The organism is Paenibacillus sp. RU5M, from assembly GCF_900221055.1.
Taxonomy (GTDB): domain Bacteria; phylum Bacillota; class Bacilli; order Paenibacillales; family Paenibacillaceae; genus Paenibacillus; species Paenibacillus marchantiae.
Genome location: NZ_OBQM01000022.1, coordinates 37,637 through 63,571 on the forward strand (window position 1 = coordinate 37,637; position 25,935 = coordinate 63,571).

Consider the following 25,935-nt stretch of genomic DNA (forward strand, 5'->3'; position numbering starts at 1 on the left):
CTAAAGTTTCGCAGTGTTCTTCTGCTAGTTAACTTGCAGGTGTACGTTGGGTCAAACCCGGTTTATCCAAAGCTAAGTTATGACTGACGGGACGTCGGTTAACCAGGAAAATCCCCAGACAGATCATTACCCCACCTGCACCCACAATCCAGCCGACATGCTCTTCCAACAAGACGAAGCTCGACAGCAGTCCAAACAGCGGCGCCAGAAAAAGAAAGGAACTGGTTTTGGCCGGATCTGTGTTTTGCAGCAAATAAAACCAGAGGGTGAACTGAATGATGGAACAGAAAATCGTCAGCCATACCAGGACAATGATGGAAGTCGTATTTACGATAAAATGAGGCTGCTCTGTAAACACACTCAGTAGAAGCAATACTGCGCCTCCAGCGAGCATTTGGTAAGCGGTAAGTACAAATGTATCATGAGCAGCTCCCCAGCGCTTAATGAGCAACGTGGATACAGCAAAGGAGACAGCGCCGCCAAACCCAATCCATGTCCCTGGACTCAAGCTTAGATGGAATCCAAAGGTCAACGCCACTCCGACAAATCCGAGAACCACACCGGTCCACTGGCTAAAACGATAGGACACACCATATAGAGCAGCACTCAAGATGATGACAAGCAACGGATTCGTAAAGGTGATTATGGCGGACTCTCCCGAACTGATCCAGTTCATGCTGTAGTAGGCAAAGCCCATCACTCCCGCCGACTGGAACAGACCGATTACGGCGATTTGCATCCACTGTTTCCACCCCACAGGCATGGGGCGTTTTCTGATGATCCACGCTAGTAGTGCTCCTGCCAATATATAGCGAAGTCCCATTAACAAAAAGGGAGGAGCATACATCATACCGATTTTGCCTACGGGAAACGAGGTTCCCATGATGAGAGTTGTAACAAGGATCAGCAACGTATACTTTAAAGGCTTCATCAGGATTCCTCCCTTTGGCTTATAGTGCTCATAACGTCTGACCACTATCTACTGTAATCAGTTGCCCGGTCATAGATGGTTGCTCTAACGCGGCGCATATCATATGTGCAATATCTTCGCTTGCTGCTATTCGCTGCAGCAATAACTCACCACCCAGACGATGCATTTGTTCTTCCTTTCCTGCCCACCATCGGGTTGCGACTGCACCCGGAATGATGGCGTTAACCCGAATATCGGGGGATAGCGAGTGTGCCAAAGACTTCGTCAAACCGTGTACTGCTGCTTTGGAAACTGCGTAAGGAAGGGAGGACCCAGATCCTGTGCTGCCAGCGATACTGCCAAGGTTAACGATTGCGCCTTGACCTGCCTGCTGCATTCCTTTCGCTACAGCTCGTGCGCAGTAAAACATGCCTTTAACATTAACGTCATATAGTTCATTCCATATGTCATCCGTTACGGATTCCAGATCCTTCATTGGGATATGATGCGTAATGCTGGCGTTATTTACGAGTGCGGTCACAGGGCCAACTTTATTATTGATAAAGGCTACCATTTGACGAACCTCGACATCGGAACCCACATTAGCCTGAACTGCAAAAGCATGACCTCCCGCATTCAGAATATGTTGTACAGTCTCTTCGGCCTCATCCTGGGAACGGGAGTAATTGACGGCAACGGTTGCTCCACGATTAGCGAGCAGTATACTGGTAGCACGGCCTATACCCGTACCACCTCCGGTTATCAAAGCTACAGTGTTCGTCCAGTTCATCATTATTAACACTCCTTAAGTGAACTCAGCCAGTAGTAAGTTGCTGTGTTCTGATTACCCCGATTGTAGCTCGAAGCAGCTATACTGTATAATGATTGTTAATGGATTAGATATCATTTTAAATGATGTCAGAATAGATATCGTTTTATTTGGGAGGTTTACTATGGAAAGTGGGGATTTAAGGATATTTCAATGTGTCGCACAAGAAGGGAATCTGACCCGAGCTGCGGAGCGCCTCGGTTACGTGCAGTCCAATGTCACAGCAAGGATACGACATCTGGAATCCGAAGTAGGGACACTACTGTTTATCCGTCATAATCGGGGGATGACGTTATCTCCAGCAGGGGAGATGCTGCTGACGTATGCGGATAAAATTGTAGGCCTGCTCGATGAGGCGGGTAAAGCGTTGAGCTCTAAAAATGAACCTTCTGGACCACTGCGCATAGGCTCCACGCAGACTGCCGCAGCGGTACGTTTACCTGAGCTTTTTGCGAAATATTATAAACAGCATCCGGCTGTCTCCTTATCTTTGACTACAGGTAACTCTCAAGTGCTTATGGATCAGGTTATTGGGTATGAATTGGAAGGGGCGTTTATCGGTTGTTCATGTGACCACCCCGACATTGCTTCTACTCCCGTATTTGATGAAGAACTATTCGTTGTCTCCTCCGGTATGGGACCGGAAGAAGAAGAACTCACCATTAAACCGATTCTGGTCTACAGCATGGGGTGTTCGTATCGTCAGATTTTGGAGGAATGGTTATTAGTTAGCGGTGTAACCCGTCCGGTCATTATGGAATTTGGAACCCTTGAAGCGATTATTAGCGGGGTTACATCCGGCATGGGAATTTCACTGTTACCTGAAATCGTCATTCGGCATCAGATCGAAAATGGATCACTGCGCAAGCACACACTCCCGGTAGGCATGAATCGGATGATGACTCATTTTATTACGCGCAAGGATGCCTTTGTCAGCAGTGCGCTTGGCGCATTTATGGGTATGCTGCCGCGGGAGTATGATATGATAGAGAATAGCGATTAATCAGAAATTTATCAGGAACAAGTAAAGGCAATCCGTTAAGGAAGTGATGAGCAATGGATTTATTTTCGTTTCAGCAGGATTCAGAACCTCAAGCAAGACTGCTCGCTGACCGCATGCGGCCAGAGCGGCTTGATGAATATATTGGGCAAGAGCATATTATTGGACCGGGAAAATTGCTTCGGCGCGCTATTGAAGCGGATCAGATCTCGTCCATCTTGCTTTATGGTCCTCCGGGATGTGGCAAGACGACATTGGCACATATTATTTCCCAGCATACCCAAGGACAGTTCGTCCGTCTGAATGCGGTGGATGCTTCCATCAAAGATGTACGTGAAGTCATCGAGCAGGCGCAAACGAACAAGCAGTTGTACGGAACAAAAACTATTTTGTTCCTCGATGAAGTACACCGCTTTAATAGTTCACGTCAGGATGCCCTGCTGCCCGCAGTAGAGAAGGGCACGATCATTTTTATCGGCGCAACGACAGAGAATCCCTTTCATTATGTGAATGGGGCCTTGATGAGTCGTTCCACGCTGTTTCAGCTGGAGTCTTTGAACAAAGAGCATTCCCTGATTGCGATGCGCCGGGCACTGACGGATGTGGATAAAGGTTTGGGATTCATGGACCTGCAGGCAGACGAGGAGGCATTGGAGCATATTGCGACGATGGCAAATGGCGATATTCGGCGTGCGCTGAACGCCTTGGAGCTTGCTGTACTGACTACACCGCCAGAGAAGGACGGCTCGATTCACATTACGCTTGATGTAGCTGAAGAATCTATTCGTCGTCCGATTGTGAAGGCAGATGAATCGACACAATATGATGTATTGTCGGCATTTCATAAAAGTATCCGGGGTTCCAGTGATGCAGCACTGTTCTGGTTTTTGTATGCGGTAGAGAAGCTGGGCATGGACCCGATGACGTTTATACGTCGTCTGATTGCAGCGAGCAGTGAAGATATTGGACTTGCGAATCCGCAAGCGATGACCCAGGCCATTGGGGCGCTGGATGCTTATCGCAATAATGGCTGGCCTGAAGCCAAGCTGAACATTGCCCAAGCGATCCTGTTTGCTGTTGAAAGTCCGAAGTCCAATGCGGTGTACACTGCGATCTCGAAAGCGATGAATGCCATTGATGAGGTGAAATCGGCTGAAGTCCCTCTTCATCTGAGGGATACCCATTATTCCGGTGCAGTGAAGCTGGGACATGAAGGTTACCAATACCCTCATAATTATCCGGGCCATTATGTGAAGCAGGAATATTTACCGAAACAGCTCTCACGCCGTATTTTCTATGAAGCAACAGAACAAGGCAATGAATCGAAGATTCGTCTAAACCAGCAGCGGCGCAGAGAGCTGTAAGACCGATGACCCGGGAGATGCTTGAACGATGAAAGAAATATTCTATATTGGAATCGGTGGAATTTTGGGTACATTATGCCGATATGGGATACAGTTATGGATGCCAGCAGCCAATGAGGGCTTCCCTTGGGCAGTGCTGCTGATCAATGCCATCGGGAGCCTGTTTTTGGGTTGGTTCTTCACCATAGCTGTTCCAGGTAAAATAACGCCTCAACTTCGTCTTGCAATTGGTACGGGATTTACTGGGGCATTCACCACATTCTCCACCTTTACTCTCGATATGGTCCGTTTATCCGAGGGAGGAATGTGGGGTAAGGCTGCTATATACCTCGTTGTGAGTGTATTTGCAGGGTTATTGCTGTGTGCATTGGGGATTAAAGTTGGACAGCGAATGCTGAGTAAACCGACGCAGGATGGTGTTGCACCATGATCATCTGGATTGGACTTGCAGGAATGCTGGGTGCGGTGCTTCGCTACAGTTTGGGTCGATGGATATCCGGTTCGCTCGGAACGGCCTTCCCATGGGGGACATGGGTCATTAATATCAGTGGTTCTCTGTTACTTGGATTATTCTATGGCTGGCATAAGTCAGCTTCAATCCCGGACGAAGTCTGGGTGATAGGGGGGACTGGATTTTGCGGAGCGTATACCACATTCTCTACATTTGGATATGAGACCCTCGGTCTGATGGGGCAGGAACGTTACTTAAGAGCAGTTTTATACGTCATCAGTTCGGTACTGCTGGGGGTTGCGGCTTCTTTTGCAGGAGTGTGGCTGGCTGCATAAGTGAAAATAATTATTTTTTTTGCAGGAAAAAGAAGGAAAAAAGCCATCCGTCATGGTATACATGAAAGATGGCTTTTGTTATAGGAATACAGGGTATTGTGCAAAATCCATATGGGGAAGGATTCATTTCTGTTATTGAATCTATTGCAGCGCCGGTACAGGCACTTTTTGAACCTGATCGATCGTTCCGCCGCCGAGACACACATCTCCATCATAAAACACAACGGCTTGACCTGGCGTGATCGCTTTTTGCTGTTGGTCAAACTGTACATCCACGTTGCCATCTTCCTGCCATGTCAGGGTTACACCCTGATCCGGCTGACGATAGCGGAATTTGGCTGTACAACGGAATGGTACGTTAGGCATGTGTGCTGCACCTGCGATCCAGTTTACACCTGTTGCAGTCAGACCGGTTGAATACAGGCTTGCATGTGCATCGCCTTGAACGACAAGCAGTTGATTTTTCTCCAGATCCTTGTCTGCCACGAACCAGGGTTCACCATTACCGGAACCGCCAATGCCGAGACCTTGACGTTGTCCAAGCGTATAGTACATCAGACCATCATGACGGCCCTTCACTTCTCCGGTTGCAATATCAACCATGTCTCCACCTTTGGCAGGAAGATAGTTGCTCAGGAACTCTTTGAAGTTGCGCTCGCCGATGAAGCAGACACCTGTGCTATCTTTTTTCTTCGCAGTGTACAGGCCAGCCGCTTCTGCAATCTTGCGCACTTCCGGTTTTGGAAGATGACCAATCGGGAACATGGCTTTGGACAGCTGGTTCTGATTCAGTGCATTGAGGAAGTAAGTTTGGTCTTTGTTACTGTCCACACCGCGCAGCAGTTTGAACGTTCCATCTTCTTCAATGAGGCGAGCATAGTGGCCTGTAGCCACATAATCAGCGCCGAGATCCAGTGCTTTGTTCAGGAATTCGCCGAATTTGATCTCACGATTACACATGACATCAGGATTCGGAGTCCGACCCGACTTATATTCATCAAGGAAATAGGAAAATACTTTATCAAAGTACTCTTTCTCGAAGTTGACAGTGTAGTAAGGAATGCCGATCTGTTCGCAAACCCGGCGTACGTCCTCTGAATCTTCTTCAGCAGTACAGTGGCCGAACTCGTCCGTGTCATCCCAGTTTTTCATGAAAATGCCGATGACATCGTAACCCTGCTCCTTCAGCAGCAGTGCGGTGACGGAAGAATCGACACCTCCGGACATGCCAACGACGACCCGTGTATTTTCAATTGTTTTGGACATCGTTATCACCATTTCTCTATATAAATGTGTTTCGTTTCTTATTCTAGCATAACCGGACTCAAGTTACGATACACCCGGCCAACTTTGGATAGTGTCCACCACAGGCGCACATTTTGGAATTTCGTCAATCTTTTTTTTCCATAAAGCATGCAGATATGTTAACATTAGCTGAGGGTTATGATCGGAATACGGAGGATTAGAGGGACTAGGTCTGTATTTTTCATATCCCGCTGTGGCGGATCCTAGAAAGACGGTCTTGGACCACATCCTGTTATTTTATGTTTCACAACTTGTTTTTTCGAAAATTGAAAGAGGTGACTCCTTTGAAAATATCGACAAAGGGCCGTTATGGGCTCACAATCATGATGGAGCTGGCAGCCAGAACAGGCGAAGGCCCTACATCTTTGAAAAGTATTGCCGAGCGCAACCAGCTCTCGGAGCATTATCTGGAGCAATTGATCGCTCCCCTGCGTAATGCAGGACTGGTCAAGAGTATCCGTGGCGCCTACGGCGGTTACATTCTGGCAGGCGATCCTGCTACCGTAACGGCAGGGGATGTTATTCGTGTACTGGAAGGTCCAATCTCTCCAGTGGATTTCACGGAGGAAGATGATCCGGCGAAGCGCGATTTGTGGTTGCGCATCCGTGATGGCATTGCAGAAGTATTGGATTCAACAACGCTGAAGGATCTGATTACATTCCAGGATCAGGAGCAAAAAGACAGCTACATGTTCTATATCTAATATAGTTGATGATGAGCATCACAGACGACACACTAAAGCCCCCATATTTGGGGGCTTTAGCCGTGCAACAAGCTTCTTTAATGATTTGAAAATATGGAAGTCCAACATATAACGGGGTGAAATCAATGAAAAGAATATATTTGGATCACGCCGCATCGACACCTATGCACCCACAAGTCGCGGAAGCGATGATGAAAGTTATGACAGGGCAATATGGCAATGCATCAAGTATCCATGCCTTTGGGCGTGAAGCCAAACGGACCGTCAGTGGAGCAAGGGATGTCATTGCGGCGTCTTTGGGTTGTTTCCCAGATGAACTCGTATTTACCGGAGGCGGCACGGAAAGTGACAATCTGGCGATATTTGGCGCAGTTTCAGCGAGAAATGAACGGGGACGGCACATCATTACAACGGCCATTGAGCATCATGCGGTACTGCATACTTGTCAGGAGTTGGAGCGACAAGGCTATGACGTGACCTATTTGCCTGTAGATGAGTACGGAAGAATAAGTTTGGAAGAGCTGAAAGATGCCATCCGGCCAGATACAGTGCTGATCACCATGATGTATGCCAATAATGAAGTGGGTACGATTCAGCCTATTCGCGAAATTGGTGAACTGGCCCGTCAACATGATATTTTGTTCCATACCGATGCAGTTCAGGCTCTTGGCACCCAGGAAATTTCCTGCAAGGAACTGCCTGTGGATCTGATCAGCTTCTCTGCTCATAAAATTAATGGTCCTCAAGGTGTGGGTACACTATATGTACGGCGCGGAATTGTGCTGGAAGCGAGATCTCATGGTGGCCTTCAGGAACGGCAGCGACGGGCGGGTACCGAGAATATAGCGGGTATCGCTGGTTTTGCGGAGGCGTTGAAAATATCAGGAGAACAGGCGGAGGCGCGCCGTGAACATGATCTGGCATTGCGATCATTACTTCTGGAACAATTGGAGCAGCATGTAGGGTTGGAGCATTTCCACGTCAACGGACATCCGGAATATACGCTGCCCAATATCCTGAACATCAGCTTTCCGGAAGTTTCCACAGAGACGATGCTCATGAATCTGGATATGGAAGGCATCGCAGTTGCGAGCGGTTCGGCATGTACTTCCGGTTCCCTCGAAGTATCCCATGTACTCAAAGCGATGAAGCTGCCGGAGACATTTTTGCATTCCGCGATTCGTTTTAGCTGGGGGTTGGGTAATACTACGGAAGAAATCATGATAACCGCCGAAAAAATTGGAACCATTCTTGGGCGACTGCGTAATAGAGCCTAAGGGGCTCTTTGCACATGGAACAGAAGGAGGGAAGAAGTTCCATTTCATCGGTTGGATAGAAGCGGTTTTGATGATCGGCGTCTGATTGCCACTCATCAACTTTGGGCAGACCTAGCAATAGCGCCGCGACTATTTAATGATAAGAAGATGAGGGGGACCCTGCGATGAAGCTTCAGGAAATGATCGGACTTGCCGTTTTTGACGTTGAGGATGGAAAGCAGGTCGGTAAAATCCAGGATTTCATTGTGAATGACGATTGGAAAATTGAAGGCATTGAACTTGAAAACAAAGGCCTGTTTACCAGTCATGTCAAAATCGTGCAGTGGCAAGATATCGTTGCCTACGGCGAAGATGCCGTCATGATCCGTAATCAACAGGCTGTCCGCAAAACGGGAGCCGACGACATAAAACACACGTACCTCCTCGGCCAGTCTAAATTGAAGGAGATGTCCGTGCTCACCGAAGAAGGTTTGCTGCTTGGACGTGTCTCTGATGTTTATTTTGACCAGGAGTTGGGAAATACAATAATAGGGATTGAAATTACGGACGGTTTTGTGTCCGATTTGATTGAGGGCCGCAAATGGCTGCCATGTACAAGCGATATGTCTATTGGGGAAAGTGCCATTATGGTGCCGCCGCTGAGTGAACAGCGCTTGGAAAATGCCATTCATTCTGTTAATGGATAGGTGAATGAATATGAAATGTCCAAACTGTAGTTCCAAAGATATTGGAAAAATCGGTTCCCACCAGTTTTATTGCTGGGGATGCTTTATCGAATTAACAGTGAACGGTGAGAAAATGTCCGTATACCAAGTGGAAGAAGATGGCACGCTCAGCTCCCTCGATGATCTGTTCTTCGGGGAAGAGCTGCCGCAAGACTTCCCTCATCTTCATGCTTCTTCTTAATAAGAAGCATAACTTCTTCTATATGCGGTTTCATGACAAAGACTGTCATTGAATGCTGTCATGAAATGATGACAGATGTATATAGCTGCGGTTACATAGTGGTTCAAGGGAACTTGTATGAATATATGCTAACCCGGATCACAAGATGCGTCTCCTTCGTTATGAAGGAGACGCTTTTTTTGTGTGTTAATAAATATTCCCTTCCTTACATATACTGACTTTCAGAGCCAGTCCAAAAGGGAGAGATGCAAGTGGAGCAATTAACCAAAAACAAGCTGTTCCGTTATGCCATCTGGCTGCTACTCGGATTGATTATTCTGTATTTTATATGGCTGCTGCGGCCATTACTGCTTCATATATATGGATTTTTGAAAACAGTGCTGGCACCATTTATCGTGGCCCTCATCATATCCTATGTTCTCAATCCGATTGTAAGCATGCTGGGAGGGCGCAAAGTCCCTCGAACCATTGCCGTGCTGTTAATCTATGCTTTTTTCCTCACCTGTATCGGGGTCATCTTGATGAATGTGATTCCAGTGTTGATTGAACAGTTGGAGGAACTGAACGAGCATATGCCTGAACTGTCAATGCGTGCTCAGAGTCTGATGAACAATATGGATCACAAATTAATGCCGCCAAGTGTGCGCACGGGTATGAACAGCTGGTTTTTCCAGATGGAGGATCGGCTGACACAGGGGATTACGAAGCTGATGGATAATATCGGGACAACCATTAATGTGTTGTTCAACGTGTTTATCGTGCCATTTCTCATTTTCTATATGTTAAAAGATTTTGAGGTGTTCGAGCGTACGATTGTGGCGTACCTGCCCCGCTCACGGCGCAAGGCCATTGTTTCGGTTATGAAAGAGATTGACACGGCCTTGGGAAACTATATTCGCGGACAATTTATCGTCTGTGTGATTGTGGGCATCTTTGCCTACATTGGTTACATGGTCATTGATATGCCTTATGCACTGCTGCTCGCGAGCATTGTCGCTGTATTTAACATCGTGCCTTATTTGGGGCCGTTTCTTGGAGCTGCTCCTGCAGTGGTGATGGCGTCTACGGTATCGTTCAAAATGGTGCTTTTCGTTGTTATTGTGAACACACTGTGCCAGGTGCTGGAGAGCAACGTCATCTCCCCTCAGGTGGTAGGGCGGACTTTGCATTTACATCCGTTGTCGATTATCTTCGCGCTCCTTGTGGGAGGCGAACTGGCGGGCATAGTAGGTCTCATTCTAGCGGTGCCAGTTTTTGCTGTTCTGAAGGTCATTGTGCAGCACTTTTTTGCCTATTACATCAAAAGAAGAACGGACTAATCGTAGCAACAGTCTGGTCCTAAAGGGTGCGTTGACACCATATAGGCATATCGATATAATGGAGGGGTATGTTTAGAATAAGAAATCGATGATGAAATGAAGTACGCCGAGGTTCCTTTCCTCAGAGAATAGACTTCTTCGGATCAGATGTAATCTGAGCCCGATGGCTGGAAGAGTCTTGAAAGATGAAACGGCGGAAAGCTAATTTCGGAGTGCAGGACAACCCTGCCGGGAGCGACCGTTATTTCGCATCAACGAGGAGATTGTTTGTTTCATCTGCGGATGAACAGCAATAACCAGGGTGGTACCGCGATTACAATCGTCCCTGACTATCAGGGGCGTTTTTTGTGTTTATTTTTACTTGTTTAACAACCCGGAGCGAATATGCACCGGACTATTATAATTAATTGGGGGCACTCCGTATGAAAGCCAGTGAAATCCGGTCCAAATGGATAGAGTTTTTTGCAAGTAAAGGTCACAAAATCGAGCCAAGCGCATCGCTTGTACCTCATAATGATCCATCCCTTCTGTGGATCAATGCGGGTATGGCACCGTTGAAACCGTATTTTGACGGTCGGGAGAAACCGGAGAATCCACGTCTTGCCAACTCCCAAAAATGTATTCGTACAAACGATATTGAAAATGTCGGTAAAACTCGCCGTCACCATACGTTCTTCGAAATGCTCGGTAACTTCTCCATCGGAGACTATTTCAAGGAAGAGACGATTACTTGGGCATGGGAATTTCTCACAAGCAAAGAATGGATCGGTTTTGATCCGGAACGTCTCTCCGTAACGGTATACCCGGAAGACGAAGAAGCCTTCAAACTGTGGAACGAAAAAGTAGGCTTGCCTGCTGAGCGTATCATCAAACTGGATGAGAACTTCTGGGATATCGGCGAAGGTCCGTGTGGACCTTGTACCGAAATCTTCTATGATCGCGGCGAAGCTTATGGCAACGACATGAATGATCCCGAGATGTATCCAGGCGGGGAAAATGAACGTTACCTCGAAGTATGGAACCTGGTATTCTCCCAGTTCAATCACAACAAGGACGGTAGCTATACACCGCTTCCGAACAAAAATATTGATACAGGCGCAGGTCTGGAACGCTTTGCATCCATTCTGCAAAATGTGGATTCCAACTTTGACACAGATCTGTTCCAACCAATGATTCAAAGAACAGCGGCTCTTGCCGGTGTGAAATATAATGACAGCGTAGAGATTGACGTTGCACTTAAAGTCATTGCCGACCACATTCGGACCGTTGCCTTTGCTGTGGGTGATGGCGTTCTGCCAAGTAATGAAGGACGCGGATATGTCATTCGCCGTTTGCTCCGCCGTGCCGTACGTTACGGAAAAGTACTGGGACTGGACCGTCCATTCCTATATGAACTGACAACGACTGTTGGTGAAGTGATGGGTATGTACTACCCGGAAGTCGTGGACAAACAGGAGTTTATCGCTAAAGTGATCAAAACCGAGGAAGAGCGTTTCCACGAAACACTCACAGATGGTCTGGCTATTCTTGCGGATATCAGCGGCACAGCCAAGTCCGAAGGACGTACGGTTATTAGCGGGCCTGAAGCGTTCAAACTATATGATACGTACGGTTTCCCGTTTGACCTGACAGAAGATTATGCAGCAGAGCATGGTCTGACGGTAGATCGTGAAGGTTTTGATGCTTCGATGCAGAAGCAGCGTGAGCTGGGACGTGCAGGACGCCAAGAAAGCGAGAGCATGAAGGTTCAAGGCGGACCGCTTGCCGATCTTGCGGTTAAAAGCGAGTTTGTTGGTTATAATGACCTGTTGACGGAAGCAAAAGTGGTAGCCATCGTTGCTGGTGACGCACTGGTAGACTCCGTAAGCGAAGGACAGACATGCCAGGTCATCCTTGATAAGACTCCGTTCTATGCGGAAAGTGGCGGACAAGTGAGTGACCAGGGCTTGCTGCGCGGAGCCAGTGTAACGGCGAAAGTGCAAGGTCTGTTCAAAGCTCCGCTGGGACAACACGTACATCTGGTGACTGTAGAGTCCGGTGAACTGCGTGTGGGTGATGTGATTAAAGCTGAAGTAGATGCGTCCAAACGCGGCGATATTATCAAAAACCATACCGCAACTCATTTGCTGCACAAAGCGCTCAAAGATGTGCTCGGAACGCATGTCAATCAGGCAGGATCACTCGTAGAGCCTCAACGTCTGCGCTTTGACTTCTCGCACTTCGGCAGTATTACGCCGGAAGAATTAACAGAGATCGAGCGTCAGGTAAACGAACAGATCTGGAATCGTCTGAACGTAAACATTGAACTGAAAGCTATTGATGAAGCTAAAGAAATGGGTGCAATGGCACTGTTCGGTGAAAAATACGGCGATATCGTACGTGTGGTACAAGTCGGAGACTATAGTTTGGAACTTTGTGGTGGCTGTCACGTAAACAATACATCAGAGATTGGTATCTTCAAGCTGGTGAGCGAGAGCGGAATCGGCTCCGGCGTACGTCGGATCGAAGCTGTGACTGGCCGTGGCGCGTATCTGTATGTAGAAAGTCAGCTTGAATTGCTCAAACAATCCGCATCCCTGCTCAAAGCAAATGTGGCGGATGTTCCTAAACGCATTGAAGGTCTGAATCAGCAATTGAAAGAAGCTGCGAGAGAGACTGAATCACTGCAAAGCAAACTGAGTGCCATGGAAGCAGGCGCATTGACAGATCAAGTGGTACAAGCAGGAAATACACAATTGCTTGCAGCTCGTGTGGATGCTCCGAACATGGATGCACTGCGTACAGTGGCTGATGAATTGAAAGTAAAACTGCCTAATGCAGTACTCGTACTGGGTGCTCCATCTGACGGCAAAGTGAATTTTGTTGTAGCTGTCCCTGCTGAACAAGTAAAACAAGGGCTGCATGCAGGTAAAATCGTCAAGGAAGTTGCGGCAGTATGCGGCGGCGGAGGTGGCGGACGTCCTGATATGGCGCAAGCCGGCGGCAAGGATGCAAGCAAGCTGGATGAAGCGTTGAAACTGGCGGTTTCACTGGTTAGCGGGCATATTGCATAAATCCATTGAGCGGCTTTCAATCTTCAAAATATAAATCGAAATGGTTCTGTTCGTTTATATTTTGTACCCGAGAGCGAGTGGAATCGAATGATGTAATATGCAGAAGCCAGTAAAGGACAAGCAAAAAACACAATTGGCTTATCCTTTGTTTACTTGTGGCAGTCAGAATATGTTATTATATAAGCAGAAATCAATTCGGCAGGACATGGTCCCCATGTTCATGCAGGAGCGAGGTGTCATCAATGGACTCCATGGATAAGACGGTTAAATTTAATGTGAAAGCCGACGAGCAGGAAGCATCCTCCAAAGAGATTCTTCTCACGGTATATGATGCACTGGTGGATAAGGAGTATAATCCTATTAACCAGATTGTCGGGTATCTGATTTCTGGAGACCCCGCATACATCCCTCGTCACAACAATGCACGCAGTCTGGTCCGTAAAAAAGAGCGCGATGAGCTGATTGAAGAGCTTGTTCGTTCTTATCTGGCCAATCACCGGTAATGTACATCGCTTCCGCTGTGATGCAGCTATGCAGGCAGCGGGAAATGAACCGACAGAAGACAGCCTGAAGCTTGAGAAGGCGATTATTAATCGACCTAAGCAGGCTTGAGGATGGGAGAGCATGGATGAAAATATTAGGTTTGGACTATGGGGACCGAAGAATCGGAGTTGCCGCTAGTGACGCCTTCGGTTGGACTGCCCAGGGATTGGAAGTACTTGAACGCCGCCGGGATGAAGGTGAGTTCGTTCGGATTGCTGAACTTGTGCGTGAGCATGAGATTGGCGAGATCGTAGTCGGACTTCCCAAAAACATGAACGGCACCGTAGGGCCGCGTGGTGAAATATGCATCGCTTTTGCCGACCGCCTGCGGGGCGAACTGAATTTACCTGTTCACCTTTGGGATGAACGGCTGACAACCATGGCAGCAGAACGAACGTTGCTTGAAGCGGATGTCAGTCGCAAAAAACGCAAGCAGGTTGTGGACAAAATGGCCGCAAGCTTGATTTTGCAAAATTATTTGGATGCCAATAGTAAAAGGTGAGGGGGATCAACAATGGCTGAAGATCAACTGGGTATGGAAGAAGAATCGGAGATTATTTACATTGCGGATGACGAGGGTAATGAAGAGGAATTCGAAGTCATCATGAAATTCGAAGTGGACGGTTCGGAGGCCAAGTACATGATGGTTGCTCCGGTTGAACCCGAAGATGGAGAGACGGATGTTTATGCATTCCGTTATGAAGAAGAGGGCGACGATATTAAACTTTTCGTCATCCAAGATGATGCCGAATGGGATATCGTCGAGGAGACGTTTAATACATTTCTTGCAGAAGATGAAGAGGAAGCGAACTAAATGACAGAATACAGCCGCGAAGACTTGAAATGGACAGATTCGCTGCGTCTGGCTTTTGGTGCTCACGTTGAGCTGGAAGAAGAGAACGGTAAATCGCATCCGTATGACCTGTTGGCTGAGTTTGAAGTGAAGGGCCAACAGTATGCGGTGCTCCGCAGTTCATTACGTCCTTATGACGAAGTTGAACTTCTGCGGGTTTTACCGGGAAGTGAAGGCCAGATCATGCCGGAATTAGTTACGATTGACGATGATGATGAGTGGGAGAACATCTCGGAACTGTATGATGAATGTACACTCCCCATTGACGAAGATTAATCAGCTTCAAATTGAAGAAACCGGGAGGGCGGAGAAGTCCGCTCTTTTTGGTTGTGTAAAGGAGTTGTTTCTTTTTTGAAAGGGAAAGCAATAGTAGTCATACTGCTTATCATTGTAGTTCTTGCCGGAGGCGCTGGCGTTTACGTATGGAGCATGATGCGTCCCGTGGAAGCTTCTACAGAACCGGTCGTATTCGAGATTAAGAGCGGATCGGGAACTTCGAAAATCGCGGATCAGCTTCAAGAGGAAGGCCTCATTCGAAGCGGGTTAACATTTAAAGGGTATTTAAAGTGGAAAAACCTAGGTTCTAATTTCATGGCGGGTACATATTCTATGAATCCTGGCGTGACATATGATGAGATTGTTAGCAAGTTGAGTAGTGGCGAAGTTGTACCAGAGGAAATGGTGAAATTTACGATTCCGGAGGGTTATACCGTTCTGCAAATGGCGGGTAAGCTTTCTTATGAGCATGTCGTAGATCGAGATGAATTCATCAAGCTGGCTAATGATCCTTCGGCCTTTGATGTAGATATCGTCAAAAATATTCCAGTGGATGAAGAACTTCGCTACGTATTGGAAGGGTATCTGTTCCCGGAAACGTATGAGCTGAAAAAAGGAAGTTCCACGCATGATGTGATGCAACGGATGCTGGAAGAATTTCAGACCAATATTAATTCCATTCCTGATTTGGAAGCCAAGCTCCAAGAGAAGAACCTTTCCCTGCATGAACTGCTGACCATTGCGTCACTGGTGGAGAAAGAAGTTGTAGTGGATGAGGAACGTGCTCTGGTTGCAGGTGTAATCTACAATCGGATTAATCAGGATATGAAGCTGGAGATTGATGCTACCGTGCAATATCTGCTCGACAAGCCTAAGGAGCGGTTGTTTTTCAAGGATCTAAAGGTGCAAAGTCCCTATAATACGTATCTGAATAAAGGGTTGCCACCAGGTCCAATTGCCAGTCCAAGTCTTCCGTCCATTGAGGCAGCGCTAAATCCGGAAGCTTCGGAGTATCTGTTCTATGTGACGAAAAAGGATGGCTCGTCTGGACATCTGTTTGCCAAAACGTATAAGGAACATCAGCAAAATATAGCCAAAAGTAAGGCTGCGCAATAAGCGGAGGGATGTATATGAGTACGAAACATGAACTGCTCGTTACGGCGGCAAATGTGAAAGAGGCAGAGGTGCTGCTCCAAGCAGGAGCAGATGCTTTGTTAATTGGGGATGATCGCTTCGGCATGCGTCTTCCCGGCAGCTTCAGTGTGGAAGAAACAGCAGAGGTCGTTGCCGTTGCTGCGAAACATCAGGCTCGTGTATACGTGTCTATGAACAATCTGATGTCCAACGAGTTGCTAAAGGAATTACCTGAATACGTTCAAGCTCTGGGTAAAATCGGTGTTCATGGGGTGGAGTTCAACGATCCATCTGTGCTCGCCGCTATTAAGGAGCATGCTCCGCATATCCAGCTGCACTGGAACGCTGAGATGACATCGACCAACTATGCAACAGCCAACTACTGGGGGGCCAAAGGAGCGAGTCGTGTCGTACTTGCTCGGGAGCTGAATATGGACGAGCTGACAGAGATGGTTCCATTTCTGAAGGTGGAAGCTCAGGTTCAGGTACATGGCATGACGAACATTTATCATTCCAAACGGAGTCTGGTGCAAAGTTATATGTCCCATCAGGGGCGTCCTGTAGAGGGGCATTTGGGTAAAGAGCGTGGTTTATTTCTGATCGAGGCTGAACGCCGGGATGAGAAGTTCCCGATCTATGAAGACCTGAACGGAACTCACATCATGAGTTCGGAGGATATTTGTATTCTCGAAGATCTTCATCTGTTGATGGAGGCCGGGGTACACAGCTTCAAAATCGAAGGCATGTTAAAATCGCTTGCGTATAACGAAGCTGTTGTACGTGCATACCGTATAGCTCTGGACAGTTATGCAGCTGATGCCGATGCTTATGCATTTTGTGAAGAATGGCTGGACGAGGTTCGTCAGTTGCAGGACCCTGAACGGGAATTGTCGTTTGGATTTTTCTATAAAGAACAGGTGTATTAATAGACGAGGTGAACAACATGGAAACAGTGGCGGTACAGCGGAAGTTCTCGGGTAAACGTAACCGTCTGGACAAACCGGAGCTGCTTGCTCCGGCGGGCAACCTGGAAAAACTTAAATTTGCAATCCATTATGGTGCAGATGCTGTGTATATCGGTGGACAGGCATACGGATTGCGTTCCAACGCGGATAACTTTAGCTTTGAAGAGATGCGTGAAGGTGTGGAATTTGCCAAAAAATATGGAGCTAAAGTTTTCGTGGCAACCAATATTTATGCGCATAATGAAGATATCGAAGGCATTCAAGCGTATTTGCAAAACTTGTATGATGCAGGAATTGCAGCTATTATCGTAGCAGATCCAGCAATTATTGAAGTGGCTCAGCGTGCCGTACCGGGGCTGGAAGTGCATTTGAGTACACAACAATCCACTCTGAACTGGCAAGCTGTGAAGTTCTGGAAAGATGAAGGTCTTCCACGCGTCGTTCTCGGACGTGAGACAAGCTTTGAAGAAATTGAAGAAATCAAGGCCAATGTGGATATCGAGATCGAAGCCTTTATTCATGGAGCGATGTGCTCGTCATATTCCGGACGTTGTGTGTTGTCCAACCATTTTACGGATCGGGACTCCAACCGGGGTGGCTGCTGCCAATCCTGCCGCTGGAAGTATGATCTCTTTGAAGATGCCCGGGAAGATACCGTGTGGGTCAGCGAAGAAGAAATGCAACTGCAGGCACCTGCACCATTCAAATTGGGAGAGAACCAGCTACCCCTATTTCAGGAGCAGGACAATTCTTTTTCCATGGGTTCGAAGGATCTGTGCATGATTGGGCAAATTCCTGAGCTGATTGATGTTGGTGTGGATAGTTTCAAAATCGAAGGACGCATGAAGTCGATTCACTACGTGGCTACCGTGGTTAACGTATATCGTCAAGCTATTGATTCTTATATGGCTGACCCGGAGAACTATGTATTGAAGCCTGAGTGGGTAGAGGAAATGAACAAGGCAGCGAATCGTCCACTGAATACCGGATTTTTCTATGATACACCGGATCATGAGGATCACATCTATGAACCGGAAGAAAAAGCGGTACCTTTCGACTTTGCTGGATTGGTGATGGACTATGATGCGGCTACAGGAATGGCGACCATTCAACAGCGCAATCATTTCAAACCTGGACAGGAAATCGAATTTTTCGGTCCGGGAGGCCACTTTTTCAAACAAGTGGTTGGGGAACTGCAGGATGAAGAAGGCAATATGCTCGATGCAGCTCGTCACCCGTTACAGCGTGTAAAAATGAAGGTGGATCAACCTGTTTCCTACTTTGATATGATGAGAAAAAAGAAGTAGGTTCAAATGCCTAGTTTTCAACAAAATAATATTATGTTTTAACAATATAGTGTTATAAAATTTACAAATTTGACTTCCGTATATCGGTATATGGGGGTCTTTTTTTTATAGAAAAATAGGAAAAAAGTTGTAATAAATTTCGAAAAAACGAAAGGGGAAAGGAGAAAGCTGTCGAATACTACATATTTATAGGGGAGAGAAAGAAAAATCCAACAAGTAAATTACTGGCAGGTGAATGGGATTGGTTCAAAAGAAGCAGAAGGACAGTGGGGAAGAGTTGAAAATACCCGAGAAGGTTAAGCCCGAGAAGGTTCAGAAAGTAAAGAAAGAAAAAGTAGTGAAAAGTAAGACAGGGGATACTTCAAGCAGAAAGGCTTTTAAATTAGACTCAGGTAATCTGAGGTCAGGGTGGAACAAGACCAAAAACCAGTTGAAGAAGCAAAACTGGAAAAATGTTGGGGGAACAGCGTTAGAGCAAATGAAGAAGGTCAATCCGATTAAATCGGTAGGTGTTAAACTGTTTTTGATCTTTTTTGTAGCAATTATGTTTTTTGTAGTCGGTTTAGGTCTATTATCCTACGCTAAAGCCAAGGATACGATTGAAAAAAATGCTTCTCGATCAAACCAGGAAACGATTGAACAGACCAAGCAAAAAATGGACATTATTTTGGAGCGGTTTGTAGATACATCCACACAAATTTTCTTTGATCCAGAAATGCAGTCATTGCTTCAGAAGATGTCTGATACGAATTTAACGGCGTACGATACGTTTATAAATTCAAGTTCGATCAACAAACAATTGTCGAACATTGCATTTACGAATAAATCTATGGAAGCGATTTATCTTGTGCCGACAGACGAAACAAAGTCTACCATGGGCACAGGCAACAACAGTTCTTCCATGGGCGACATCCGTAAAGAGAGCTGGTACAGCGAGTTGGTCCAAGCAGGCGGATATCGCTGGCTTCCAACGGAAGTCAAAGAGGACGGCGCCACACCAACGTTCCGAATTGCCCGTTCAATGAAGAACCTGCAAGGGACAACCCAGTCCTATGTGTTAATCATTGAATTGAAATTGGAGGTTCTGGAGCAGCAATTGAAATCGCTTGATTTGGGTGAAGGCGCAGTCCTCCAGCTCATTGCTCCGGACAACAAGGTTGTAGCTTCAACAATTTCTGATCGTACAGGGAAAGATACGGATTTGACCTTTGTTAAGGAGCTAACAGACAAATCCGGTAGCACCAATACAGAGTATACCGTGGATGGAAATTCGACCGATATGCTGGCAGTGTATAGTACTATGGATTCATCCGCTTGGAAATTGATCGGAATGGTCCCAACTTCTATGCTGGTGAAAGATGCCAAAGGCATTCTGACACTGACTTTGTGGGTGGCACTCGTAGTTGCCGCTATTGCCATACTGATCGGTATTTGGATGGTTCGCATAATTGCCCGTCCAATGGGCAAATTGAAAGATCTGATGCAAGAAGGAGCAAAAGGTAATCTTAAAGTGCGTACACCATTTACCTCCAAGGATGAGATTGGTCAATTATCAGCGGCATTCAATCTCATGATGGAACAGATCACGAATTTGGTCGAACAAACCAACCGTTCTGCGCAAGAAGTGCTCGACACGGCTTCTGAGCTGAGCAGTGCATCCAAGAAAACAGCAGTCTCCGCTTCCGAGATTGCCGTAGCCACTGAAGAAATTGCAGGTGGAGCAAGTAGTCTGGCAACAGAAGCGGAGCGTGGAAATGAATTGACCGACAATATCTCCCGTCAGATGGAGAGTGTGGTCGCTGCAAATGAACAAATGGGTGATTCAGCTCGTCATGTAGAGAAGTCCAGTGAGACAGGTACACAGCATCTGAATCAGTTGATGACCAAAACGCAGAAGACAGAAGAAATGATTGGTGCGTTGGTAAACAAGGTGGATTCCTTGAAAGAGAGCACGTCTTCCGTTCTGAAGGTGCTTGACGTAATGCAGAATATTACTAAACAAACGAACATTCTCTCCTTGAATGCAACAATTGAAGCCGCTCGTGCCGGTACAGCTGGACGCGGATTCATGGTGGTAGCGAATGAGGTTCGCCAGTTGGCTGAACAATCCAGACAATCCATTGATATGGTTGGCGACATTACCGACAAGATTATGACCGAAATGAATGAGACGGTGGATCAATTGTCTGCAGCTTATCCGTTATTCAAGGAACAGATGGATGCCGTGAGAGATACCAATGTAATATTTGCTTCAGTACAGCAACAAATGGGTGCTTTTGTTGAGAGTCTGAGCATGGTCACCGGTTCAATCGGAGATTTGAATCAATCTCAAGGGACGTTATCCGAAGCGATGAGTAATGTCAGCGCTGTAGCTGAACAATCTTCTGCAACGTCCCAGGAAGTTGCCTCCTTGAGCAGTGAACAACAAAATATCAGTAACCAACTGGTGAATTTGTCTGCAAAACTGGAGAATGTGTCGACAGAATTGAAAGATACATTGTCTCGCTTTACAGTATAATTCGAACCTGTTTGCTTCATTTGAGAAGCCTGTACCTAATAAGGGACAGGTTTTCTTGTTGTTACCGGATAATTCCATTCTGAATGTAGAATACTATGCCAAAACGCTGAACGGAGTGGCCTGATGCATGTACAACTGAAACGGCGCATTTATATTGCATGTATTCTTCTTACGGGTTTATTCGCTTTGCTTATGATTCGTTTGGTTTGGATTCAGGGCATTCAAATCAACCGCACGATGCCTGGATTTCAACGTACTGTTCGTGAGATGTCCGTATTGCAGCGAGAACGAGGGGTTGTACTGGATACGGGACGAGGACAGTTTACTGATTATAAGGGGCAACCCCTAACAGGCAAGCTGGAATGGGGATTGGTCCTTTTTCCGCATCCAGATCAAACAAGTCATTCATATCCATCTACAATGGCAAATTCGGAAGTTAAGGAATTGGCAGCTCTATTACATACCGATACGAAGTCGTTACAAAAGGAATGGAATCAAGGGAACGCACCCCATTTCTGGACAGCAGGTGCCAACCAGCCGATTACGTTGACCGAATCCCAGGTTGCCCGACTACGTATATTGAAGGCAGACGGCGCAAGTGTATATCCTCTCATGACACGTTATGGACAAGCCACTACGGGTATGCAATGGTTGGGTTATCTTGCTGAACAGCCTGGATTCCCGAACGCACAGTCGCGTCATAAGAATGAGGTGAAGCAGCCTTTTGCCATGAAATCTGGAGCAGCTGGGTTGGAAAGAACAATGGAACCTTTATTGATGGGCATTGGGCCGACCCTGTTAACACGTATGGTTACAGGTTCAGGAGAGGTTATTCCAGAATTACAGCCGCGTGTGATTGCACCATCAAATACACACTACCCATTGCGTGCGGAGACGACGATCAATATCGATGTGCAGCAAGGGATAGAGCAGATTGTGAAGAAGTCCGGAATGAAGGAAGGGGCTATCGTTGTGCTGGATGCAGCCAATGCAGACGTGCGTGCAATGGTTTCGGCACCGTTCTATAATCCGCAACATGTAGACCCTAAACAAACGGCTTGGTCGAATCGTGCCGTGCAGGGGGCTGTACCGGGTTCCATATTCAAAATCGTTACAGCAGCGGCCGCGCTGGAATATCACGCAGTATCCAAAGGGGAGACTTTCCATTGTGGTGGCGAGTGGGGGAAATATGGTCTGTCCTGCTGGAAGGAGCATGGGCATGGGACATTGAATCTGGAGCAAGGGTTTGCCGAGTCCTGCAATATTGTATTTGCTGAAACTGCTCGTCGGCTCAGTATGGAGCAGTTGGAACGTACGGCAGATGCTTTGGGATTGGCACGTCCAGTTGGCTGGGAGGGAAAGCAAATCGCAGGAATGACGGTACTGCATCATTTTGATCATGAGGACGCAGGAAGAGTGAGACTGCCATCCGTCTCTCCTCAGGATGAAGGAGCCAAGGTACAGACGGCTATCGGTCAGCGGGACGTTCTGGTGACTCCATTACAAGCGGCTAATCTGATCGTTACGCTCTTGCATGATGGCAAGGTGAGTGCTCCACGCCTTGTTCAGCGTATCCGATATGCCGATGGCGATACGATGCTGGATATGCCGATGCATGATTCACCATCTTCGGCAGGACGGATCTCTCCAGCTACGGCGCATCAGCTGTTATCTTGGATGAAGAAGGTTGTCAGTGACGGAACGGGAAAATCCCTGCAACATGCACGGTGGCAGGTGGCAGGGAAGTCAGGCACAGCACAGGTACAGCAGCATGGAGAGAAACGTAACCATCAATGGTTTATCGGGTATGGACCTACGGAACAACCCAAATATGCTGTAGCTGTCCTTGTCCAAAACGTTGCTCCAAGCAGCCGTCATCAAGCAACGGCGATGTTCAGAAAAGTGATGGACTATTTGGCTGAATCCTCATGATTACCGGGAGGAGCAGGTTCTTGCACCGAAGGCTCAGCATTCATACCAGAGGTGGTGCTACCCGGTGTGTCCATCACTAATGGGGAGGATTCGAATTCATCCTTCGGCAAGTGAATCCATTGCTGGAGATATCCTTGTTGCAGTAGTTCTTTGAGCAGAATCAGCAGCACCGGAGACAATACCACACCGGCCAGGCCAAAGACGGAGAGCGAGATCAGCATAAAAGAAAGCATCAAGTATGCGGAAGAGACTCCGATTGAATTACCCGATATTTTGGGCTCCAGCAGTTGGCGTGTCAGCATGGTTACAGCAAGGACTACAATTAAGCCAATCGCAAGGCTACTATTCCCCACAATGAACAGATACACAATCCACGGAATGAATATAACTGGAACACCCAGCAAAGGCACAAGGTCAAAAACGGCGCAGATGGCTGCGATGGTGAAGGCATTGGCAGTTCCAAGAATCAACAAGCCTGCATAAATCAATACAAAAGTAATCAGCATCATAATCATTTGGGCCTTCAAATACGAACGGATCGTCTTGAACACATGATTACGCATAAATTCAAGAGCCAGCTTCAACGTTTTTGGTGTTTTGGCCCGGGCAAATTTCCGCCAGGATTCAATCTCGATACTGAGAAAGAACGCGAGAATAATGGCAATCCCGAAATTAGTAATAAAGGAAGAAAATGAACTGAGAAAACCGATGACGATTTGTGCACCGCTGGTCACCCATTTGGACAGGAATCCGGTCAGTGTAGCAAAATAGTCACTAACCTTCTCGGTTATTCCGTCAGGTAAAGCATCGGACTTGTCCTGAATAAAATAAACCAGATTGGTGAATTCACGCTGGACCATCTCGATATAATAAGGAAAATTATCCTGCAAATTAGAAATTTGGGATACGATAATTAATCCCAATCCAAAAAAGGCAGCAACAATAACAGCAAGAAACAACAAAACCGAAATAGCGGCGCCCAAGGTTTTGGGCAATCCTTTGCGGTGCAGAAATCTTGCCAGGGGTTCGATCATCCAATACACTATAAATGAAAGAAAAACTGGCGCAGCCAATTGATATAATCGACTGAATCCGTACATGATAAAGTACACGGTTAATACGAGCAGCGCAATGTCAAAGACGGTGCGCCCATATTTTTTGTAAAGCGGCAGCATGGGCAGGGCTCCTTTGTTGGTCATTAAGGTAAAAATTAGGATGCATTTATTGTACACGATAGCTATCTTTTTGGGAAAAGAGGATTCAAGAAAAGGCTGAATTATGATAAAATTAAAGGCGGTTTATTTTGGTTAGTGCTATATTATGGCACGGTAATTCAGCAAGAGAAGCGGGGAGTTTGTAGCATGACAAATTTACTTCAGAGCATATTACTGTGGTTATTGTACATTTCATCGTTTTACGCCTTTATTCCGAGTTTAGTTAGCAGATTTTTCGGTTTTCGTGTGTTCAGGCGCGGGAGAAGTGAGACGGAGTTTTCCTTAACCTTTGATGATGGGCCGGACCCGGACTACACACCCAGATTGCTTGATTTACTACACCAGTATGGGGCAAAGGCAACGTTTTTTGTAGTCGGGGAGCATGCAGCCCATCATCCCGAACTCATTCAGCGTATACATGAGGAAGGTCATCTTCTCGGAATTCATAATTATATTCACAAAACGAATTGGTTGATGCGGCCGCGTACGGTTCGAGATCAGATTCAACGAACAGGTCAGATTATTCAGGAGGTTACGGGGGTAAGAACTTGTTATTATCGTCCACCGTGGGGGATTATGAATCTGTTTGATTTTTTCAGTAAAAAAGATCGTCGGATTATTCTGTGGTCGTCCATGTTTGAGGACTGGAGAAGTAGTGTAGGCGTTGAGAAATTGACAGAACGAATGTTGAAGGAGCTAAGGGGCGGAGAGGTCATGTTGCTGCATGATCGAGGGACTACCCTCGGCGCTGATGCACACGCGCCGGAGCAGATGCTCCAGGCGCTCGAAGTCGTATTGCAGGAGGCAAACAGGCAGCAGTTGCACAGTGTACGCATCGATACGTTGATGGGAGGCGTTACGGTGAGCGAACCTAAAAGTACAAATCAACCACAAACACATTTATCACCTTGGAAACGGATGGTTGTTGCTTTGTGGCTAGGGTGGGAGAAGTTGTTTCATTGGGTATACCATCTGCATACAGCGTCACCGGAGGACCCATTGCTGCATTACCGCTCCCGCGTATATCATGGAGCATTGGTTGAAATGAATGACGGGCATGTGATTCGTAACGGAGATCCGGTTATTGAACTTCATTTTGATAATAAAAAGCTTTTCGATCTAGGTATGACTTCACGCTCAAGTATGCATCTGGCCATTCGCATGATTCGGGCCATGGAACAGCAACTTCCTGATTTGGCCCGGCAGGTCGCACTTGAACCTGAACTTCGTTCAGCCAAGGCTCTATACGGTGTGAGCATGATTAACCGGGGACCGGAGAAATTCGGGTTTACGGTTCGGGAGTTGGCTCCTGGGCCGTTCAGTTCTGCATCCAAAGTGTATCTGAAACTTCTGCTAAGCGTCATTCATCCGGCAGGAACGAAACGTCTGAAGCAGCGATCCGAACAATTGGTTCCAAAAATGATTGCCATGCCTCTTGAGGTGTTGCTGGATCGATATGGTCAGCACGCATTGGTAGCTGCAACGGCGGAACAGCCCTCTGAGGAATTGTTGGTTCCTGAACAGGATCTTGTACCTGAACGAAACTGATTGCGAAATGAATAAAGAAAAGGGTTGCCCTTCGCCGGAGCACTGAACTGTGACCCTGTTTGTGGCCACTTTTAAAAAGGACCTTCGTTCTCAAGCGGCAATCAGATGGCTTCTGTATTCATCAGGAGTCATCTTTTTTAATGTCCATTGGTACCGTTCGGTGTTGTAGTAGGTGATGTATTCATTGACGCG

At 46.8% G+C, this 25,935-nt stretch carries 25 protein-coding genes; 20 read left to right on the forward strand and 5 right to left on the reverse strand.

Features of this window, described 5'->3' with window-relative positions:
- Positions 1 to 28: 28 nt before the first annotated feature.
- Positions 29 to 931 carry a DMT family transporter gene (locus CRO25_RS31790; protein WP_079697671.1) on the reverse strand — a complete coding sequence of 301 codons (903 nt, stop codon included), beginning with the start codon at positions 929 to 931 and terminating at the stop codon, positions 29 to 31.
- A gap of 28 nt (positions 932 to 959) precedes the next feature.
- Complete coding sequence (locus tag CRO25_RS31795) at positions 960 to 1,700, reverse strand: SDR family NAD(P)-dependent oxidoreductase (protein ID WP_079697682.1); 741 nt, start codon at positions 1,698 to 1,700, stop codon at positions 960 to 962.
- A 163-nt stretch (positions 1,701 to 1,863) separates the two neighbouring features.
- On the opposite strand from CRO25_RS31795, the gene CRO25_RS31800 reads away from it, so the two are divergent.
- Genes CRO25_RS31800 through crcB (CRO25_RS31815) form a run of 4 tightly spaced genes read left to right on the forward strand, consistent with a single transcriptional unit; the run spans position 1,864 to position 4,889 of the window.
- Positions 1,864 to 2,742 carry a LysR family transcriptional regulator gene (locus CRO25_RS31800; protein ID WP_079697672.1) on the forward strand — a complete coding sequence of 293 codons (879 nt, stop codon included), beginning with the start codon at positions 1,864 to 1,866 and terminating at the stop codon, positions 2,740 to 2,742.
- Between the two features lie 53 nt (positions 2,743 to 2,795).
- Positions 2,796 to 4,103 carry a replication-associated recombination protein A gene (locus CRO25_RS31805; RefSeq protein WP_079697673.1) on the forward strand — a complete coding sequence of 436 codons (1,308 nt, stop codon included), beginning with the start codon at positions 2,796 to 2,798 and terminating at the stop codon, positions 4,101 to 4,103.
- A 28-nt stretch (positions 4,104 to 4,131) separates the two neighbouring features.
- On the forward strand, positions 4,132 to 4,533 hold the full coding sequence (crcB, locus tag CRO25_RS31810) for a fluoride efflux transporter CrcB (RefSeq protein ID WP_079697674.1): 402 nt from the start codon (positions 4,132 to 4,134) through the stop codon (positions 4,531 to 4,533).
- On the forward strand, positions 4,530 to 4,889 hold the full coding sequence (gene crcB / locus CRO25_RS31815) for a fluoride efflux transporter CrcB (protein ID WP_079697675.1): 360 nt from the start codon (positions 4,530 to 4,532) through the stop codon (positions 4,887 to 4,889). The genes crcB (CRO25_RS31810) and crcB (CRO25_RS31815) overlap by 4 nt, the downstream gene beginning before the upstream one ends.
- A 141-nt stretch (positions 4,890 to 5,030) precedes the next feature.
- On the opposite strand, the gene mnmA is transcribed toward crcB (CRO25_RS31815), so the two are convergent.
- A complete protein-coding gene (gene mnmA / locus CRO25_RS31820; protein WP_079697676.1) occupies positions 5,031 to 6,155 on the reverse strand; it encodes a tRNA 2-thiouridine(34) synthase MnmA in 1,125 nt (374 codons plus the stop codon).
- A 323-nt stretch (positions 6,156 to 6,478) separates the two neighbouring features.
- Between mnmA and cymR the strand changes: the two genes are divergently transcribed.
- The 15 genes from cymR (at position 6,479) to CRO25_RS31895 (ending at position 22,981) form a co-directional block, all read left to right on the forward strand.
- The gene (gene cymR / locus CRO25_RS31825; RefSeq protein ID WP_063566846.1) at positions 6,479 to 6,898 is read left to right on the forward strand and encodes a cysteine metabolism transcriptional regulator CymR; all 420 of its coding nucleotides are present in this window, start codon (positions 6,479 to 6,481) and stop codon (positions 6,896 to 6,898) included.
- Positions 6,899 to 7,023: 125 nt separating this feature from the next.
- A complete protein-coding gene (locus tag CRO25_RS31830; RefSeq protein ID WP_079697677.1) occupies positions 7,024 to 8,175 on the forward strand; it encodes a cysteine desulfurase family protein in 1,152 nt (383 codons plus the stop codon).
- Between the two features lie 164 nt (positions 8,176 to 8,339).
- Positions 8,340 to 8,861, forward strand: coding sequence for a PRC-barrel domain-containing protein (locus tag CRO25_RS31835; protein ID WP_024633069.1), 522 nt, complete (start codon positions 8,340 to 8,342; stop codon positions 8,859 to 8,861).
- A 10-nt stretch (positions 8,862 to 8,871) separates the two neighbouring features.
- Positions 8,872 to 9,081, forward strand: coding sequence for a hypothetical protein (locus tag CRO25_RS31840; protein ID WP_024633070.1), 210 nt, complete (start codon positions 8,872 to 8,874; stop codon positions 9,079 to 9,081).
- A 251-nt stretch (positions 9,082 to 9,332) separates the two neighbouring features.
- On the forward strand, positions 9,333 to 10,400 hold the full coding sequence (locus tag CRO25_RS31845; protein ID WP_063566848.1) for an AI-2E family transporter: 1,068 nt from the start codon (positions 9,333 to 9,335) through the stop codon (positions 10,398 to 10,400).
- Positions 10,401 to 10,822: 422 nt separating this feature from the next.
- Complete coding sequence (gene alaS, locus CRO25_RS31850; protein ID WP_072734757.1) at positions 10,823 to 13,453, forward strand: alanine--tRNA ligase; 2,631 nt, start codon at positions 10,823 to 10,825, stop codon at positions 13,451 to 13,453.
- 242 nt (positions 13,454 to 13,695) lie between these two features.
- Positions 13,696 to 13,956 (forward strand): IreB family regulatory phosphoprotein, encoded by a 261-nt coding sequence (locus CRO25_RS31855; RefSeq protein WP_024633073.1) that lies wholly within the window; start codon positions 13,696 to 13,698, stop codon positions 13,954 to 13,956.
- A gap of 125 nt (positions 13,957 to 14,081) precedes the next feature.
- On the forward strand, positions 14,082 to 14,498 hold the full coding sequence (gene ruvX, locus CRO25_RS31860) for a Holliday junction resolvase RuvX (RefSeq protein WP_063566850.1): 417 nt from the start codon (positions 14,082 to 14,084) through the stop codon (positions 14,496 to 14,498).
- Between the two features lie 12 nt (positions 14,499 to 14,510).
- Positions 14,511 to 14,810: a DUF1292 domain-containing protein gene (locus tag CRO25_RS31865; protein WP_024633075.1), complete on the forward strand. Its 300-nt coding sequence runs from the start codon at positions 14,511 to 14,513 to the stop codon at positions 14,808 to 14,810.
- Positions 14,811 to 15,125: a DUF1292 domain-containing protein gene (locus CRO25_RS31870; protein ID WP_024633076.1), complete on the forward strand. Its 315-nt coding sequence runs from the start codon at positions 14,811 to 14,813 to the stop codon at positions 15,123 to 15,125. It abuts the gene before it with no gap.
- 75 nt (positions 15,126 to 15,200) lie between these two features.
- Positions 15,201 to 16,241 carry an endolytic transglycosylase MltG gene (gene mltG / locus CRO25_RS31875; protein WP_256863804.1) on the forward strand — a complete coding sequence of 347 codons (1,041 nt, stop codon included), beginning with the start codon at positions 15,201 to 15,203 and terminating at the stop codon, positions 16,239 to 16,241.
- Between the two features lie 14 nt (positions 16,242 to 16,255).
- Complete coding sequence (locus tag CRO25_RS31880; RefSeq protein WP_063566851.1) at positions 16,256 to 17,185, forward strand: peptidase U32 family protein; 930 nt, start codon at positions 16,256 to 16,258, stop codon at positions 17,183 to 17,185.
- 17 nt (positions 17,186 to 17,202) lie between these two features.
- Positions 17,203 to 18,531 carry a U32 family peptidase gene (locus CRO25_RS31885; protein WP_079697678.1) on the forward strand — a complete coding sequence of 443 codons (1,329 nt, stop codon included), beginning with the start codon at positions 17,203 to 17,205 and terminating at the stop codon, positions 18,529 to 18,531.
- A 235-nt stretch (positions 18,532 to 18,766) separates the two neighbouring features.
- Positions 18,767 to 21,049: a methyl-accepting chemotaxis protein gene (locus CRO25_RS31890; RefSeq protein WP_064635864.1), complete on the forward strand. Its 2,283-nt coding sequence runs from the start codon at positions 18,767 to 18,769 to the stop codon at positions 21,047 to 21,049.
- A 123-nt stretch (positions 21,050 to 21,172) separates the two neighbouring features.
- A complete protein-coding gene (locus CRO25_RS31895) occupies positions 21,173 to 22,981 on the forward strand; it encodes a penicillin-binding protein 2 (RefSeq protein WP_079697679.1) in 1,809 nt (602 codons plus the stop codon).
- Here CRO25_RS31895 and CRO25_RS31900 read toward each other — a convergent pair.
- A complete protein-coding gene (locus CRO25_RS31900) occupies positions 22,960 to 24,156 on the reverse strand; it encodes an AI-2E family transporter (RefSeq protein WP_064635866.1) in 1,197 nt (398 codons plus the stop codon). The genes CRO25_RS31895 and CRO25_RS31900 overlap by 22 nt on opposite strands.
- Positions 24,157 to 24,342: 186 nt before the next feature.
- Between CRO25_RS31900 and CRO25_RS31905 the strand changes: the two genes are divergently transcribed.
- Positions 24,343 to 25,743, forward strand: a complete 1,401-nt coding sequence (locus CRO25_RS31905; RefSeq protein WP_079697680.1) for a polysaccharide deacetylase family protein — start codon at positions 24,343 to 24,345, stop codon at positions 25,741 to 25,743.
- A gap of 90 nt (positions 25,744 to 25,833) precedes the next feature.
- Here the strand turns inward: CRO25_RS31905 and CRO25_RS31910 are convergent, their stop codons facing one another.
- Positions 25,834 to 25,920 (reverse strand): IS3 family transposase, encoded by an 87-nt coding sequence (locus tag CRO25_RS31910; RefSeq protein ID WP_372829096.1) that lies wholly within the window; start codon positions 25,918 to 25,920, stop codon positions 25,834 to 25,836.
- Positions 25,921 to 25,935: the final 15 nt, after the last annotated feature.